Annotated in this window: 12 protein-coding genes and 1 pseudogene; 7 read left to right on the forward strand and 6 right to left on the reverse strand. The window is 65.4% G+C overall.

Annotated features, from left to right (window positions below):
* A pseudogene (locus tag ACOJSJ_RS15100) lies at nucleotides 1–162 on the forward strand ((2Fe-2S)-binding protein); the annotation flags it as partial.
* 113 nt (nucleotides 163–275) lie between these two features.
* On the opposite strand, the gene ACOJSJ_RS15105 reads toward ACOJSJ_RS15100, so the two are convergent.
* From ACOJSJ_RS15105 to ACOJSJ_RS15115, 3 genes are all read right to left on the reverse strand, one after another.
* A complete protein-coding gene (locus ACOJSJ_RS15105; protein WP_420145797.1) occupies nucleotides 276–1,085 on the reverse strand; it encodes a DODA-type extradiol aromatic ring-opening family dioxygenase in 810 nt (269 codons plus the stop codon).
* 223 nt (nucleotides 1,086–1,308) lie between these two features.
* A complete protein-coding gene (locus ACOJSJ_RS15110; RefSeq protein ID WP_420145798.1) occupies nucleotides 1,309–3,873 on the reverse strand; it encodes an HWE histidine kinase domain-containing protein in 2,565 nt (854 codons plus the stop codon).
* Nucleotides 3,866–4,405: a biliverdin-producing heme oxygenase gene (locus ACOJSJ_RS15115; protein WP_420145799.1), complete on the reverse strand. Its 540-nt coding sequence runs from the start codon at nucleotides 4,403–4,405 to the stop codon at nucleotides 3,866–3,868. The genes ACOJSJ_RS15110 and ACOJSJ_RS15115 overlap by 8 nt, the downstream gene beginning before the upstream one ends.
* Before the next feature lie 262 nt (nucleotides 4,406–4,667).
* Between ACOJSJ_RS15115 and ACOJSJ_RS15120 the strand changes: the two genes are divergently transcribed.
* The 3 genes from ACOJSJ_RS15120 to ACOJSJ_RS15130 all read left to right on the forward strand — a co-directional run bounded on the left by ACOJSJ_RS15120 (nucleotide 4,668) and on the right by ACOJSJ_RS15130 (nucleotide 7,009).
* Nucleotides 4,668–5,597, forward strand: a complete 930-nt coding sequence (locus tag ACOJSJ_RS15120) for an RcnB family protein (RefSeq protein WP_420145800.1) — start codon at nucleotides 4,668–4,670, stop codon at nucleotides 5,595–5,597.
* A 99-nt stretch (nucleotides 5,598–5,696) separates the two neighbouring features.
* Nucleotides 5,697–6,371 (forward strand): prolyl hydroxylase family protein, encoded by a 675-nt coding sequence (locus ACOJSJ_RS15125; RefSeq protein WP_420145801.1) that lies wholly within the window; start codon nucleotides 5,697–5,699, stop codon nucleotides 6,369–6,371.
* A 167-nt stretch (nucleotides 6,372–6,538) separates the two neighbouring features.
* Nucleotides 6,539–7,009 carry an RcnB family protein gene (locus ACOJSJ_RS15130; protein ID WP_420145802.1) on the forward strand — a complete coding sequence of 157 codons (471 nt, stop codon included), beginning with the start codon at nucleotides 6,539–6,541 and terminating at the stop codon, nucleotides 7,007–7,009.
* A 312-nt stretch (nucleotides 7,010–7,321) separates the two neighbouring features.
* Here ACOJSJ_RS15130 and ACOJSJ_RS15135 read toward each other — a convergent pair whose 3' ends face one another.
* Nucleotides 7,322–8,914: a lysine--tRNA ligase gene (locus tag ACOJSJ_RS15135; protein WP_420145803.1), complete on the reverse strand. Its 1,593-nt coding sequence runs from the start codon at nucleotides 8,912–8,914 to the stop codon at nucleotides 7,322–7,324.
* Between the two features lie 129 nt (nucleotides 8,915–9,043).
* Between ACOJSJ_RS15135 and ACOJSJ_RS15140 the strand changes: the two genes are divergently transcribed.
* From ACOJSJ_RS15140 to ACOJSJ_RS15150, 3 genes are all read left to right on the forward strand, one after another.
* A complete protein-coding gene (locus tag ACOJSJ_RS15140) occupies nucleotides 9,044–9,436 on the forward strand; it encodes a PilZ domain-containing protein (RefSeq protein WP_420145804.1) in 393 nt (130 codons plus the stop codon).
* A 71-nt stretch (nucleotides 9,437–9,507) separates the two neighbouring features.
* On the forward strand, nucleotides 9,508–12,276 hold the full coding sequence (locus ACOJSJ_RS15145) for an ATP-dependent DNA helicase (protein ID WP_420145805.1): 2,769 nt from the start codon (nucleotides 9,508–9,510) through the stop codon (nucleotides 12,274–12,276).
* Nucleotides 12,273–12,815, forward strand: coding sequence for a SixA phosphatase family protein (locus ACOJSJ_RS15150; RefSeq protein WP_420145806.1), 543 nt, complete (start codon nucleotides 12,273–12,275; stop codon nucleotides 12,813–12,815). Before ACOJSJ_RS15145 ends, ACOJSJ_RS15150 begins: the two co-directional genes overlap by 4 nt.
* 203 nt (nucleotides 12,816–13,018) lie before the next feature.
* Here ACOJSJ_RS15150 and pip read toward each other — a convergent pair whose 3' ends face one another.
* Both pip and ACOJSJ_RS15160 read right to left on the reverse strand, forming a co-directional pair.
* The gene (gene pip, locus ACOJSJ_RS15155; RefSeq protein ID WP_420145807.1) at nucleotides 13,019–13,960 is read right to left on the reverse strand and encodes a prolyl aminopeptidase; all 942 of its coding nucleotides are present in this window, start codon (nucleotides 13,958–13,960) and stop codon (nucleotides 13,019–13,021) included.
* Nucleotides 13,961–14,186: 226 nt separating this feature from the next.
* On the reverse strand, nucleotides 14,187–16,799 hold the full coding sequence (locus ACOJSJ_RS15160) for an EAL domain-containing protein (protein WP_420145808.1): 2,613 nt from the start codon (nucleotides 16,797–16,799) through the stop codon (nucleotides 14,187–14,189).
* Between the last annotated feature and the right edge of the window lie 6 nt (nucleotides 16,800–16,805).

Consider the following 16,805-nt stretch of genomic DNA (forward strand, 5'->3'; position numbering starts at 1 on the left):
CCCCGGCTGCGCGGGGCGATCAAGCGGGCGGGGCGGATCATGCGGGGTGAGGAGCAGGGCGGCAGCGCGGCGCCGCCGCCCGGCATTACGCCGGAGGATGCGGCGCGGACGGTGCCGGCGCTGGGACGCCCCGCCGCCCGAAACGACAGACCCGCCGACTGACGGGCCTGCGTTGCCGGTTCTTCGACGCGCATGTGGCCATCGGACTTCAAAATGCTTGCTGTCCTTGGTCGCATTTTGCGAGCCGTCGGCTGTACCAGCCGACTTCAAAAGGCTCAGCCGAACCGATAGCCAGATACGGTCCAGCCCATGACGGAACTGCGATGGTCGCAGCTGGCCGGATCGTCGCCCCCTGCCCCCAGCGCCACCATCAGCGGCAACAGATGTTCCTCGCGCGGGTGGGCGAAGCGGGCGTGGGGCAGATGGTGCCACGCGGCGACACGGGCGGCGCGTTGTTGCGGATCGGGATCGACCACGGCGGCGGTCAGCGCATAGTCCCATGCGGTCGAAGGCGCTATCGCCTGAGGCCCGCGCACCCGCAGATTATGGAAGCTCATGCCCGACCCGACGATCAGCACGCCTTCGTCGCGTAAGGGCGCAAGGGCGCGCCCGGCGGCGATATGGGCGGCGGGATCAAGGTCATGGCGCAGCGACAGCTGAGCAAGCGGAATGTCCGCGTCGGGCAGCGCAACCTTCATCGGAATGAAGACCCCATGGTCCCAGCCGCGCGTGGCATCGTCCCCCGTTTCGAACCCGGCCGCCTGCAACAGTTGCGCGGTGCGGCGGGCAAGGTCGGGGGCGCCGGGCGCATCCCAGCGCAGTTCGTAGGTATGCGGCGGAAAGCCATAATAGTCGAAATGGAGCGCTGGCCGTTCGCCGCTATGGACGGTGAAGGCCGCTTCCTCCCAATGACCCGACACCAGCAGGATGGCGCGGGGCCGTTCGGGCAGACTGGCGATCAGCCCGGCCAGATAGTCCTGCATCGGGTGCCACATCGGGTCGCTGTGCGGCCGGTCCGGGTCGGCCGGGTCCATGAAGAAACAGGGGCCGCCGCCATGGGGAATGAACAGGGTAGGCTGGGTCATGATGGTCCGAGGGTGGGACGTAGGGCGCTTAACTTCGCACATTTCCCGCTGAATGAGACATTTTGTTGCGCGCCCCTGATCCTATCGCAAAGTGCCATGGCGCGCCCGGTAAGCATAGCCGGGCGCAGGGCGCGTAGGACAGGATCAGGGGCCAACCCCTACATCGGGACGATGCGCGTTTCGGGCAATCGGCCATGTGGAAACCGACCGTTTCGGGGGTGGATCAGCGCCCCGCCGCGATCACCGGGGCCAGCGCCTGTGCCAGCGTCGCGCCGTTGTATGGCTTTTTCACCAGCGTGACGTCGGCAAAGCGGCTGGGCAGTTCCAGCCCGTCGCCATAGCCCGTGGCGAAAAGGAAGGGGATGCCCCGTTCCGCCAGCAGATCCGCCACCGGCAGGCTGGTTTCCGCGCCAAGGTTGAAGTCCAGCACGGCGATGTCGACCGGTTTGATGGCGATGGCTTCATGCGCGCGGCCCACGCTGGCGGCGGTCATGACTTCGGCGCCAAGGTCGCGCAGCGCATCTTCTCCATCCATGGCGATGATCATATTATCTTCGACCAGCAGGACGTTGCGCCCCTTCAGCAGGCCGGGAGCGACCGCCGGAGCAGGCTTGCCCCGTTCGGTTCCGGCCGCGTCGGGCAGAACCGACACGACATGGGCCGACGGAATGCAGAAATGCGCCTCGATCCCGGCAAGGCGATAGTTGATTTCGGCCTGACCGCCCAGATCATAGGGGATGGAGCGTTCGATCACGGTCGATCCGAAACCACGCCGGGTGGGGGCGACGACGGGCGGGCCGCCGCTTTCGGTCCAGTCGATCAGCAGGCTGCCGTCTTCATCCACGCGCCAGTCGATGGCGACCGATCCACTGTCCGAGAGCGCGCCATATTTGGCGGCGTTGGTCAGCATTTCATGGATCACCAGCGCCAGCACGGTGAAGCAGCCGGGGGTCAGCAGCACATTGGGTCCGGTCAGGCGCACCCGGTCGCTGCGTTCGCCAAGATAAGCGCCCGATTCCACTTCGATCAGGTCATAGAGGCGCGCGGGCGACCAGCGGTCGGCGGTAATCTGATCATGGGCGCGGGCCAGCGCATGGACGCGGCTTTCCAGCGTACCGATAAATTCATCGACCGACCGGGCGCTGTCGCGGGTTTGCGAGAGGAGGGCACGAATCAGCGAGAGGATGTTGCGGACGCGGTGATTGAGTTCCGCGATCAGCAATTCCTGCTTTTCATGGGCGCGCTGCCGTTCCGCATCGGCAGAATCGGACATGCGCAGGATGACTTCGAGCAGGGCGGTGCGCAGCGCTTCGGCCACGCGCAGTTCGGCAGGCGTGAAGGGCAAAGCCACGCCCTTCACCAGTTCCGACCAGCTTTCGAAGCTCTTGCGCGGGGTCAGGCGCGGGCCGTTGGGACCATATTCGATGTCCTTTTCCGGATTCCCGGCCCAGCGGACCGAGCGCAGCTGTTCGGCGCGGAACAGGACGACATAATCGCGCGGACGGCGCGACAGCGGGATCGCCAGCACGCCCGACACGCGATCGGCATAGGCGGCGGCTTCGGGCATGACCGACGACAGGCTGTCGGTCGTATAGACCTGACCGGCGGCGACGCGATTGAGCATCGACACGATCGCGGCAAAGGCGGGCGCATCGGGCGCGAGGCCCGAAAAGGTCATCTGCCCGTCGATATAGACGCCCACCCCGTCGGCGGGGATGGTGTCGAAGATGATGTCGCCCAGCCAGCGGGCGTTGGTCAGCAGATCATGATCCTGCGCCACGGCGGACAGCAGCCGGTCGGCCACCTGTCGCGCTTTCCCTTCATAAGCGGCGGTTTCGACGCGTTCCCGACTTTCCAGCATCATCGAGAAAATCTGACCGAACAGTTCGGCGGCGCTGCGCTGCGCAAAGGTCGGCAGGCGCGGGGCATAATGGTGGCAGGCGAAGAGGCCCCACAGCTTACCCTCCACGATGATCGAGATGGAGAGCGACGCGCCCACGCCCATATTGCCCAGATATTCGATATGAATGGGCGACACCGCGCGGGTGAGGCAGAGCGACATGTCCAGCGCCGCGCCGGTGGGGTCCAGTTGCGGAACGACCGGCACCGGCGGCGCCTGCACATCGGCGATCACGCGGAAGATGTTGCGCAGATAAAGCGCGCGCGCCTGCGCCGGGATGTCCGACGCGGGGTAATGGAGGCCGAAGAAGCTGTCGACGCCGGGCTTGAGCGCTTCGGCGACCACTTCGCCATCGCCTCCGTCGGCAAAGCGATAGACCATCACCCGGTCGAAGCCCGTCAGCGCCCGCACCTGTCGGGCGCCATCGCGCAGGAAGGCGGTCATATTGTCCGCCTGCGCCAGACGCGACACCATGGACCGGACGGTGCTGCTCGCTTCCATCTCATCATGACTGGCGGGTTCGGCCTCCACCACGACCAGCGGGCCGGAAAAATGCACCGCGACGTCGAAGGACGGGCCGCCCGTCATCAGGGGAATCGAGAATAGCCGTTCCACCGAATCGGGACCGCGCAGCAAGGTGATGCGGTTGCGCAGGGCATGGATCGCTTCGCCATCGAACAGGTCGGCGATCGGCCTGCCCAGCATGTCGTCGGGCGACAGGCCGATGAACTGCGCACTGTTGGCCGATACGCGCGACACCAGCCAGTCGGCGGTCAGCGCGATCAGGAAGCCGAAGGGCTGGACCGCGCCCAGCACATGGATGGGTTCGCGGTCACAATTGGTCAGATCGACGGCAAAGCCGGGCTGCTGGCCGTTGCGATCAACCATGGGCGGATGCCTGCGCGTCGGTCCCCGCCTGCGCAAACAGGGCGAAGGCGGCCTGCGCGCCCTGCACGGCGTCGTCCAGCCAGCCTTCGCCGCCTTCCATCGCAGCGCTGTCGAGCGCATGCTGGAAGGCAATCCATTCGCCCTTGCCATGGGCGGCAGACAGATAGGATTTCGGCAGATCCGGCGCGACCTGTCGCGAAAGCATCAGCCCGCCGAGGCGCGACCCTTCCAGCGCATAGCGCAGGCCCCAATGGAAGCCGTCCGCATCATTGCGGGCCAGCGGCAAAGCATCCGGCATCGGCAGGTCCAGCGCGGCCAGATCCCGCGCCAGCAGCGGCAGGCGGGGTTCTTCGGGTCGGGCCGCGCCTTCCAGTCCGCCAAGCGCGCGGGCGTGGGCGGTCAGGAAGGCGCGATAATCGGAGGGGGAATCGAGCGCGAAATCCGCATAGATGGCATCGACCCGGCGATGGCTGTCCATCGTCGCTTCGCGCAGGGCCTGGCGAATATGGCCAGCATCGGGAGATTTCGTCACGTAACGGTCCTATAGTGAGTTTCATCGTGACGCACTGATCTGGATCAGCTTTTCGGCCCATTTTCGGGGTTTGTCGCCCATGCAACACGCACCAACGGACAGTGGCTGGTAATTGCCGGACTGTCTATGCTCGACGACCCGTTTATTTCAGCCCCTGATTCTTTCAAAATGCTGTCTGACGGGTTCAGCCTTTCGACATCGCGCAGGCCCTAGACAGGGACCATGCGGGGCATAGTGCCCCGGCCCGATGAAAGACATGACGATGTTCAGGACAATGATGGTGACGGGGCTGATGGCCGCAACGCTGTTGAGCGGTGTCGCGCCTGCCCATGCGCAGGCTGGCGCGGAGCAGCGCGGCAACCGCGGCGGTGAACGGTCCGACCGGTTCGAAGGCGGCGGCGGGGGCGCCATGATGCGTGGCGAACGCATGAATCAACAGCGCGGCGAACGTGGTTGGCAGCCGCGCGCGGACGGATCGCCGCAGCGCTGGCAGCAGCGGCCGCCCGCCATGGGGCAGGCAGGGTCTGCCGGTCCGCAGCAGGCACGGCCGGAATGGAACCGCCCGGATCAGGCCCGTCCGGGACAGGATCGTCCTGAGCAGGCGCGGCCCGATCCACGCCCCAATCCGCAATGGAGCGGCAGTCAGGGGCGACCCGGCGTCGGATCGCCGGCGTCCCAGCGTGGCGACTGGCGGCAGGATCGCCGGGACGACCGGCAGGATTGGCGGGGCGATCGCAGAGACGATCGTCGCGACGACAGGCAGGACTGGCGAAACGATCGCCGGGACGATCGCGGCTGGACCGACAATCGCGGCTGGAACGGGAACAACTGGAATCAGGGTCGCCGCTATGACGACCGCACGCGATGGGCGAACCAGCGGCGCTGGGACAATGGCTGGCGCAACGATCGGCGGTACGACTGGAACAGCTATCGCAACCGTTATGGCGACCGTTATCGCGTCGGCCGCTATTATGCGCCGCGCGGGTGGGATTATGGCTATCGCCGCTTTTCGGTCGGGATTTTCCTGAGCAACATGCTCTACGCGAACAATTACTGGCTGGACGATCCCTACAGCTATCGCCTGCCGCCCGCTTATGGGTCGCTGCGCTGGATCCGCTATTATGACGATGCGTTACTGGTCGATATTCGCGACGGCTATGTCGTCGATGTGATCAACGATTTCTTCTGGTGATCTCCCTTCCTGAACTGGCCTTCAGGAACCACTGACCCCGGCACGGAGACGCGCCGGGGTCTTTTCATGGCGCCGCCGCCTGTGGCAGGAGGCTGCCCCATGAGCAACCAACCCGATGATGGCGGCACCGCGTCGCCGCTGCGCGCACAATTTGGCGAGGATGTCCGCGCCCGGCTGAACCGCAATCCGATGGTGCAGCGGATCGACGCGGAACATCTGGAAATCTATGGTCGCCAGAATTTTCTGAGCGCGCAGGAATGCGCCGCGCTGCGCGACCTGATCGATGCCGACGCGAAACCGTCGAAACTGTTTTCGGGCAGCGCAGACCCCGATTATCGCACCAGCCACAGCTGCAACCTGAACCCCTGGGAGGAGCAGGTGATGGCGATCAGCGACCGGATCTGCGCGCTGACCGGCCTGCCATCGCGCCATGGCGAAACATTGCAGGGGCAGCGCTATGCGCCGGGGCAGGAATATAAGGTCCATTGCGATTATTTCCCCGTTACCGCCAGCTACTGGCCCCGGATGCGCGACAGTGGGGGGCAGCGAACATGGACGACGATGATCTATCTGTCGCCGGTGGAGGCAGGCGGGGAAACGCATTTTCCCCAGTGCGAATTCATGGTGCCGCCGGTCGAGGGGATGATCCTGATCTGGAACAACATGACCCGCGACGGCGCGCCCAACCGGTTCAGCCTGCATGCCGCGCGGCCGGTGGAACGGGGCACCAAATATGTCGTCACCAAATGGTTTCGCGAACGGCCATGGATGTGATCCAGAATTATGTCGGATCGTTACACTTTGCGACATAAATGACTGGAATCTGACTGGATCATTCCCGCATCGTTCAGCCAGCGGGGCCCATATCTCTGTTTGTAGGCAGCGGAACCAAAGCCCGACAGGCCGGTTCAGCCGCCACGCATTTTAAGGGAGACAGATCCATGCGTAAGTTCATCATTCTGGGCCTGCTGGCCGCCACCGTCGTCCCCGGCGTCGCGTCGGCCCAATCCTATGGCGAAGTGCGCCGCAGCGAACGCAATCTGCGCGAAGAACAGCGCGACCTGCGCCAGGCGCAGCGTTATGGCGACCGCCGCGATGTGCGCGATGCCCGCCGCGACGTACGCGACGCCCGTCAGGAAGTGCGCGAAGACTGGCGCGATTATCGCCGCAGCCATCGCGATGTCTATCGCGCGGGTAACTGGCGTGCGCCCTTCCGTTACAGCCAGTGGAATGTCGGCGCGCAGCTGCGCCCCACCTATTACAACTCGCGCTATTACATCAATGACGTGAACCGTTATCGCCTGCCCCGTCCGGGCGTGAACCAGCGCTGGGTGCGCCACTATAACGACGTGCTGCTGGTCAATGTCCGCACCGGCCGTGTCGTGACCGTGCATCGCGGCTTCTGCTGGTAAGCGGCATGAGGGCATGATCCGGCCATGGTGGGCCGGATCATGCCCGACGCTTCCCTGTTCCGCGCATTTTCCGATCCGGCGGGCGATACTGCCCGCATCTGAAAATGGCATAAAAAACCGCTCCGGATCGAAGATCCGGGGCGGTTTTTCATTACCCACACGTGGCCGCGCAGCCCGTTTCCGGGCATACGCGGCCGATGATGTGCGCAAGGCCCATCACCAGTCCGAAAGGGGGGTGGACCGTTTTCGCGAACGTCTCGCAACGCAAATTGTTCCGCGCGCTTCCGTACCCGCGCATCGGCAGGATCGATGTCAGGCGGCAAGCGCCTCCGCAATCAGCTTGCGGCTGTTGTCGATGCCGTACAGCGCGATGAAGCTGCCCATGCGCGGCCCCTGATCGGCGCCCAGCAGCGTCTGATACAGCGCCTTGAACCAGTCGCGCAGTTCGGCGAAACCAAATGCCTCATCCTTGCCGATGGCATAGACAATATTCTGGATGTCCTCCGCCGACGCGCCTTCGGGCAGGGCGGCAAGTTCGCTGTCCAGATGGCGCAACGCGGCCGCTTCGTTCGCGTGCGGTGGCCGACGCTGAAGCGTGGGCGCGACGAAATCGCGATGATAGGCCAGCGCATGGCCGATCAGCGCGTCGAGTTCGGGATAGGTTTCCGCGCTGGCGCCGGGCACGTAATTTTGCAGATAGCTCCACACCTGCGCCGGGCTGGCATCGCCCATCACGCCGACGAGGTTGAGCAGCAGGCCGAAGGTGACCGGCAGTTCGCCCTGCGGCAACGCGCCATCATGGATATGGTGGACGGGATTGCCCAGCTGCTGTTCCACCGCCTGTTTGGGATAATTGGCGCGGAACTGCCAATATTCGTCCACGGCGCGGGGGATAACGCCCATGTGCAGCTGCTTGGCCTTTTTTGGTTCGCGATAGGCGTAGAAGGCGAGGCTTTCCTGCGGGCCATAGGTCAGCCATTGTTCGAGGCTGAGGCCATTGCCCTTGGACTTGGAGATCTTCTCCCCCTTTTCGTCCAGGAACATTTCATAGTTGAAGCCTTCGGGCGGGCGGCCGCCCAGCGCACGGCAGATCTTAGACGACTGGGTCACCGAATCGATCAGATCCTTGCCCGCCATTTCATAGTCGACGCCCAGCGCATACCAGCGCATCGCCCAGTCGACCTTCCATTGCAGCTTGGCCGCTCCGCCCAGAATCGACTGTTCGATGGTTTCGCCTTCATCCACGAAGCGGACGATACCTGCTTCCGCATCGATCACTTCGACCGGCACCTGAAGCACGATGCCGCTTTTTGGCGACACCGGCAGGATCGGGGAAGAGGTGGCCTGCCGTTCCTTGCGCAGGGTGGGCAGCATGATGTCCATGATCGCCTGATAGCGGCGCAGCACCTGACGCAGCGCTTCGTCGAAGGTGCCAGCGCGATATTGTTCCGTTGCCGAAACAAATTCATAGTCGAAGCCGAACCGGTCGAGAAATTCGCGCAGCATCGCATTATTGTGATGGGCGAAACTTTCATATTTTCCGAACGGGTCGGGCACCTGCGTCAGCGGCTTGCCCAGATGCTCGCTCAACATCGCCTGATTGGGGACATTGTCGGGCACCTTGCGGAACCCGTCCATATCGTCGCTGAACGCGACGAGACGGGTGGGAACGTCCGACAGGGCGTGGAAGGCGTTGCGGACCATGGTGGTGCGCAGCACTTCGTTGAAGGTGCCGATATGCGGCAGGCCCGACGGGCCATAGCCGGTTTCGAACAGGATATGCCCTTTTTCCGGCGCGGCGCCACCTGGGGACAGATTGTAGCGCTTGAGCAGCTTGCGGGCTTCTTCATAAGGCCAGGCCTTGGAAGCGTGCGCGGCGGTGCGGATGATGTCGGACATTGTCATGATTCACGCCCCCTAAACCCGGTTACAAGGAAAGAAAACGATATTTGGTTGCAAAAGCGTGTCGACAGCCAATTGCGATTTTATATTTCATTAACTCTGAGCAACGATACATGGCCGGGAGGAGGCAATATGCAGATACAGCGCAGCCGTGAACGTATTGCCGTAGACATCCCCATTGTCGTGACCACTGTGCTCGACAGTCTGGAAGGCGTCATCGTCGATCTGAGCGAAGGCGGCGCGCAGGTGGTGGGTTGCACCCTGCCCGCCCGTTCGCAATGCCAGATCGATCTGGACGGCTATGTCGTGTTCGGCACCGTGCGCTGGTCCGAAGTGGATCGCATGGGCATCCGCTTCCCCTATGAACTGAGCGACGGGCCGCTGTACGAACGGCTGGAAATGGCCCGTGCGGCCCAGCGCGTCCCCGTCGCGTTCCAACCGCGTCCGGCGCAGCAGCCGGGCGGTTTCGGCAGCCATGCGCCCAGTCCTTTGGGTGGCGGCGGTTTTGGACGGCGCACCGGCTGAACAGTCGCCGTCTCCGCTTTCATCCCACTTTTCAGGTTTTCCTTTTGTTCCTGCTCGACTAGATCGAGCCAGTGATCGATCCTGCAACCCTGCCCGCGCTCCACGCCAGCCATGGCGGCATATGGCTGCGCGAAGGCGACCGCACGCAGGCACTGGCCAAGGGGCATGCGATCGCCCGTACCGCCGAAACGCCGGTGCTGCTGCTCAACGCGCCGCTGACCGGGCAAAGGCTGGGCTATCCCGAACTCAACGGCCTCGACCTGCTGGAGCTTTGGGCGTTCCTGCATCCCGCGCGCTTTCTGGTGCCCACGCCCAAAGGGCTGGCGGAGGCGCTGGGCCTGCCCGCGCCCGGCAATGAAGGCGACATCCCCGCCCTGTTGCAGCAGGGCGCGGCGATGCTGCTGGCGCGGATGGACGCGCCCGACTGGCAGGAACGCGAGGGCGGATGGACTGCGGCGCAGGCGCTGCACCGGATGCGATGGCCATGGTCGCCGCTGGTCGCGCCGCGCATCGCCCGGCCGCGGGAGGCGGAACGCTGGCTGTTTTCCAAACTGCCCGAATGGGAAGAGGCGCAGCCCCGCCCCGCCCCGCGCACGATCAGCCTGAACGAAGATCAGGTGCTGGCGCGGCTGGACGCGCTGACCGGCGCGGGCGCCGAACCGCGCCCCGGCCAGCGCGCCTATGCCGCCGCCGCCAGCGTCGCCTTCACCCCCCGCAGGCATCGCGACCAGCCCAACATGCTTCTGGCCGAAGCGGGCACCGGCATCGGCAAGACGCTGGGCTATCTGGCGCCAGCGTCGCTATGGGCGGGCGAAGCGCAGGGCACGGTGTGGGTGTCCACCTATACCAAGGCGCTGCAGCGGCAGCTGGACCGCGAAACATTGCGCCTGTTCCCCGACCCGGCGGTCGCGGCGCGGCGGGTGGTGGTGCGCAAGGGGCGGGAAAATTACCTGTGCCTGCTCAATCTGGAAGATGCGTTGCAGGGCGGATTTTCGGGCCGCGCGGCGATATTGGCGCAGCTGGTCGCGCGATGGGCCGCCTTTACCAAGGATGGCGACATGGTGGGCGGCGACCTGCCCGGATGGTTGCCGACCCTGTTCCGCCGCAATGGCTCCACCGCGCTGACCGACCGGCGCGGCGAGTGCATTTATGCCGGCTGTCCGCATTATCGCAAATGCTTCATCGAACGGTCGGCGCGCGCGAGCGCGGACGCGGACATCGTGATCGCCAACCATGCGCTGGTAATGATCAATGCGGCGCGCGGGCGCGAAACCGGGCAGCGGCCGCAGCGGATCGTGTTCGACGAAGGCCATCATCTGTTCGACGCGGCGGATTCGACCTTCTCCGTCGCCCTGTCGGGGCAGGAAGCGATCGAGCTGCGCCGGTGGATCATGGGGCCGGAAGGTGGATCGCGCGGGCGCAGGCGGGGATTGGCCGCGCGCCTGTCCGACCTTGCCAGCTATGATGAGGAAGGCGGTCAGGCGATCCGCGCGGCGGTGGACGCGGCGCAGGCGCTGCCCGCCGACGACTGGTTGAAGCGCATCGTCGCGGGCGAACCGTTCGGCCCGCTGGAGTCGCTGCTCGCGGCGGTGCGGGGCACCGTCTATACCCGCGCAGAGGCCGCCGGCGAAGCGGATGCTGGCTATGGGCTGGAAACGGAACTGGCCGAGCCGGACGGCGCGCTGGTCGAAGTCGCGCAGGAGGCCGCGCTGGCGCTGGACGCGCTGATCAAGCCGCTGGTGCGGCTGGCGCGCCGGCTGGAAGCGGTGATAGAGGATGCGCCAGACTGGCTGGACGGTGCGGCGCGGGCGCGGGTCGAAGGCGCGATCGCATCGCTGGGCTGGCGGCGCGACCTGATCGCCGCATGGCTGGCGCTGCTGGCGCGGATCGGCGGGCCTGCCGACCCGGACTATGTCGACTGGATGACGGTCGACCGGATCGAGGGGCGCGAATTCGACATCGGCATCCATCGCCACTGGCTGGACCCCACGCGCCCGCTCGCCGAAACGGTGCTGAAACCCGCTCAGGGCGTGTTGCTGACATCCGCGACGCTGAAGGGCGGCGGCGACTGGTCCAATGCGGAGGCGCGCAGCGGGGCGATCCACCTGCCCCATGGTGCGGACCGGTTCGAGGCGGCCAGTCCGTTCGACTATCCGGGCCGGGCCGAAGTCCTGATCGTGACCGACATCAAGCGCGGCGACATTGCGGGGCTGTCGGGCGCCTATGGCCGGTTGATCGAGGCGGCGGGCGGCGGCACGCTGGGCCTGTTCACCGCGATCCGCCGGCTGCGCGCCGTGCACGCGCGCATCGCCGACCGGCTGGCGCGGGCGGGGTTGCCGCTTTACGCGCAGCATGTGGACCCGATGGACACCGGCACGCTGGTCGATATTTTCCGCGACGATCCGCGCGCGTCGCTGCTGGGCACCGATGCCTTGCGCGATGGCGTGGACGTGCCGGGCCATTCCCTGCGGCTGGTGGTGATGGAAGGCGTGCCATGGTCCAAGCCCACGGTGCTGCACGCGGCGCGGCGGCTGGCCGGCGGGGGCAGCGCCTATGACGACCGGCTGATCCGCGCACGGCTGGCGCAGGCGTTCGGGCGGCTGATCCGCCGGGCGGAGGACCGGGGCAGGTTCGTCATCCTGTCCCCCGCCATGCCCAGCCGCCTGCTCACCGCCTTTCCACCCGGCACGCCGATCCGCCGCCTGACGCTGGACGAGGCGATCATTGCGGTGAGCGGCGCGACACGGCGCGAAACGCTTGGCGAAAGCCCCGCATTAGGGCATCAGGGGCGCGAAACCGGCCCGCACCCATCCAGTGCTCCCCAGCAGGAGAGAGAATGAAGCGCCTGACCCTGTTGCGCCATGCCAAATCGGATTGGGACGATCCGGTCGCGCGTGATTTCGACCGCCCGCTCAACCGGCGCGGCGAAAAGGCTGCGCTGTTGATGGGTCAGTTCGCGGCGCAGCGGAAGATGCGGTTCGACATGCTGGTCGCGTCCCCGGCGGTGCGGGTGGTGCAGACGCTGGAAACTTTTTTCACCGGCTATGGCGAAACGCTGGACGCGCGCTGGGACCGGCGCATCTATCTGGCGTCCGTGCCGACGCTGATCGACGTGCTGCGCGACGTGCCCGACGGTGCGGACAGCATTTTGATGGCAGGGCATAATCCGGGGCTGGAGGAACTGATCCTGGACCTCGTCCCCGACGATGGCGCCAGCCCGCTGCGCGAGGATGTGGAAATCAAATTCCCCACCGCCAGCATCGCCGTGATGGACCTGTCCATCGACCGCTGGAGCGACATGCGCGACAATGTCGCCACGCTGGCCAGCTTCACCCGCCCCCGCGACCTTGACCCGGCGCTGGGGCCGGGATCGCGCTGACGCGGTTTGCACGGGGGCAGATGTAAATCCGCCCCGTCGGTTCGCGCATACGCGAGAGATGCGGGTCCACCTTCCCGGCTCCTGAGCCTTTCGAACGACCTGCTCTGCCCAAAGACAGGAAAAGGCTTCGACAGGCTCAGCCCGAACGGATCTTGTTCAAGGCGCGACGCTTCAGCCCCGAAGCGACCGGGGTCGGGCAGGCCCTAACGCGCAAACCCGTCCGTCGCGCGGATCAGCGCGTCCAATATGCCCGGTTCATTATAGGCATGACCCGCGCCCTCGATCATTTCGAAGCGTGCCTGAGGCCAGGCGCGGTGCAGCGCCCATGCGGTTTCCGCCGGGCAGGCCATGTCGTAACGGCCCTGCACAATGACGCCGGGAATGGCCGCCAGCCTGCCAGCGTCGCGGATCAGCTGGCCATCCTCCATCCAGCCGCCATGGACGAAATAATGATTTTCGATGCGGGCGAAGGCGAGCGCGAAGTCATCGCCGTCATGGGTCGCCGATAGCGCCGGATCGGGCAGCAGACGGATGGTTTCGCCTTCCCATACGCTCCATGCGCGCGCGGCCGCCTGTCGCGCCGACACATCGTCGCCGGTCAGGATGCGGCGATAGGCGGCGACCATGTCGTGCCGTTCGTCCTGCGGAATGGGCGCGACGAAACGTTCCCATTTGTCGGGATAGATGCGGCTGGCCCCTTCCTGATAATACCAGTCGATTTCCGATTTCCGGATGGTGAAGATGCCGCGCAGCACCAGTTCGGTGACACGGTCCACATGCGCCTGCGCATAGGCCAGCGCCAGCGTTGATCCCCAGCTGCCGCCGAAGACCAGCCATCTCTCGACGCCCGCCATGGCGCGCAGCCGCTCTATATCGGCGACCAGATCCCATGTCGTGTTGGCGGTCAGGTCCGCATGCGGGGTCGAACGACCGCAGCCGCGCTGATCGAACAACAGAAGGTCGTAGCGCGCCGGATCGAACAGGCGGCGATGATCGGGCGATATGCCCCCGCCCGGCCCCCCATGCAGGAACACGGCGGGCTTGGCCCCCGGCGTGCCGATGCGTTCCCAATAGACGCGATGGCCATCGCCGACATCAAGATGGCCCGATGCATAGGGTTCGAGCGGCGGATAGAGGGTGCGCAAGGCGATGTCCTTTTCATCGCGCCATGCCGTGCATGGCATGGCGGCTGGGCCAATGATGGGGGTTGTGGGCGTGTAACGGGTCGCGGGCGCGCGGGCCAGATAATTGCGGGCGGCCAGCGGGGCCGGGATCAGCCGCTATCGCATTTGGAGCGCGACGCGGTGGGTCCAGTCCACCCTCACGCCCCCCTCCGAAAGTCAGAGGGAGCGATCAGCGCCTGCCCCGCTGTCACCCCGTCATGGAGCGGGGCGGGTTGCGCAGGGTGGCGATGTCGATCGACCCGGCGAACTCCACGCCCATACGGTCGTCCTTCGCCCATCTGCTGGTCGCATTGACGAACTGGTTTTCAGACAATTCTATGGCGAACAGGGTGCCGACCGGCACGTTCCACAGCCCTTCGATCAGGGCGCCGGTCGCCGAAATGTTACGGACGCGGCCGGTGTAGATATGGCCGTCATGATGAACCGCGATGGTGCGCAGCATCGTCTTGCGTTCCGGGCGGCTGGACTGGAAACCATGGGCGCTGGCGGCGGTGCCGACGCTGCGCTGTTTGGCCAGCACGTCGGCGGCGGGCATGGGTCGGCCGTAGATATAACCCTGAATATGGCTGCACCCCAGCTGACGGATCAGCGCCAGTTCGTCCTGCGTTTCCGCGCCTTCGGCCGTGGTGTCCATGCCCAGTGCTTCGGCCAGGCTGACGATCGCCTTGATGATCGCGCTGTTGCGGTTTCCGCGAATGGCGGCGCCGCGCACGAAGCTCTGGTCGATCTTGATCTTGTCGAACGGCGCTTTCTTCAGATAGCCGAGCGAGGAATAGCCGGTGCCGAAATCGTCGAGGGCAAGGCGCACGCCGATCGCCTTCAACCGGCTGAACATCGCGTCGGTGCCGTCATCGTCGTTCAGGAAAACGCTTTCGGTGATTTCCAGTTCCAGCCGTTCGGGCGCCAGCTGCGCTGCGGCCAGCGCGCTCATGACCGTGGAGGGGAAGCCGGGATTGGCGAACTGCGTCGGTGATACGTTGACGGCGACGCGGATGCCATCCTGCCACTGGGCAGCGTCGCGGCAGGCGGTGCGCATCACCCATTCGCCGATCTGGGCGATCAGGCCGCTATCCTCCGCAATGGGGATGAACAGGGCGGGCGAAATCGGCCCGCGGATCGGATGGTTCCAGCGCAGCAGCGCTTCGTAACCGGTGACCTGTTCGGTCTTGGACGATACGACCGGCTGATAGACGAGGTGCAGGCCGTCGGCGACCAGCGCGCGGCGCAGATCTTCCTCCAGCTGGCGGCGATCCTCCGCATCGGCGTGCATTTCCGACGAATAGAAACGATGCACGCCGCGCCCGTCACCCTTTGCCGCGTAGAGCGCAAGGTCGGCGTTGCGGATCATCGCGTCGGCGGTCACGCCGTCATGCGGGCAGCAGCTGATGCCGATGGACACGCCGATGACGACGGCGGTGCCTTCGATCGAATAGGGTTGCGATATGGCCGATATGATCGCCTGAGACAGATGGGCGAGCACGGTCTGATCCTGACGACCGGGCAGCAATATCTTGAATTCGTCGCCGCCCTGACGCCCGACCAGCCCCTTTTCACCGACCACGCGTTGCAGTCGCTGGCTGACCTGCCGCAACAGCGCGTCGCCGGCGGGATGGCCCAGCGTGTCGTTGACGATCTTGAACCGATCGAGGTCCAGCATCATCAGCGTGCATTCGCCGGGCTTGCCATGGCGGTCGGCGACGGCCTGTTCCAGCGAACTGAGCATCTGGATGCGGTTGGCGAGGCCCGTCAGCGAATCGAACTGGGCAAGGCGGGTGACCTCCGCCTGACTGCGGCGCATTTCGGTAAGGTCGGTGCCCGACCCGCGAAAACCATGGAACTGGCCATATTCGTTGAAGACCGGCTGGCCCGAAATCGACCACCAGCGTTCTTCCTTCGCCAGCGCAGCGCAGACCGCGATGTCGGCAAAGCCGGTGCGGGCGGACAGGTGAAAGCCCAGCGTCCGTTCGCCATCGCCCTGTTTCTTGTCACCGGGCTTGACGATGTCGGTGATCTGACGGCCGATCAGCGTGTCGTCGGCCACGCCCAGCGACCGGGCCAGCGTATCGGAAATATAGGTGAGGCAACCCTGACGGTCGGTTTCCCAGAACCAGCCGCGCCCGGTGCGTTCATGTTCCTGAAGCAGCCGGTCGGACCGTTGCGCGCGCAGATCCTGCCGATGTCGTTCGATCGCCTGATCGCGGTCGGCCGTCGCCTGACGCAGCGTCGCCACCAGCATCACCAGAACGCAGCTGAGCAGCAGGCCGATCTGGGCAAGGCCAGCCTTTTCCACCACCGACACCATCAGCGCGCCGAGGAAATAGCTGATCCCCAGAATGCGGCGGTCACCGAAAATGCAGACTGCCAGCAGCGCGATGGCGAGTTCGGGCACGGCCGCCAGGAACAGCGCGTCGGTCGCCGCCTTCGCCTCATAACCCAGCCACAGGCTGAAGGTCAGGCCCGACAGGAACACCATCGGCAGCATCATCCAGTTCTGGACATGCGGCATCTGGCGCAGGAACCAGTCGCGGCGCGGCACCAGCATCAGTGCGCCGTCGATGACGAGCATCGCGACCAGCAGGCCGATCTGGGCCATGTCGCCCGAATAGAATGGCAGGCGCAGCAGGCAGACGACGCAGATCTTGGCCAGCAGCATCAGCGGCCAGAGGCGCGAAATATGGGTGAACGCCCCGGAAATCCATGAAGCCGACACTTCGGTCCCGCTTTCAGACAGGCCAAGAGCGACCATCAGGGTCATGGAACGGGACGGATTATCGGAAAGGGATGCGCGGAGCAGGGACATGGCCCG

Source organism: Sphingobium sp., assembly GCF_048594625.1.
GTDB lineage: Bacteria > Pseudomonadota > Alphaproteobacteria > Sphingomonadales > Sphingomonadaceae > Sphingobium.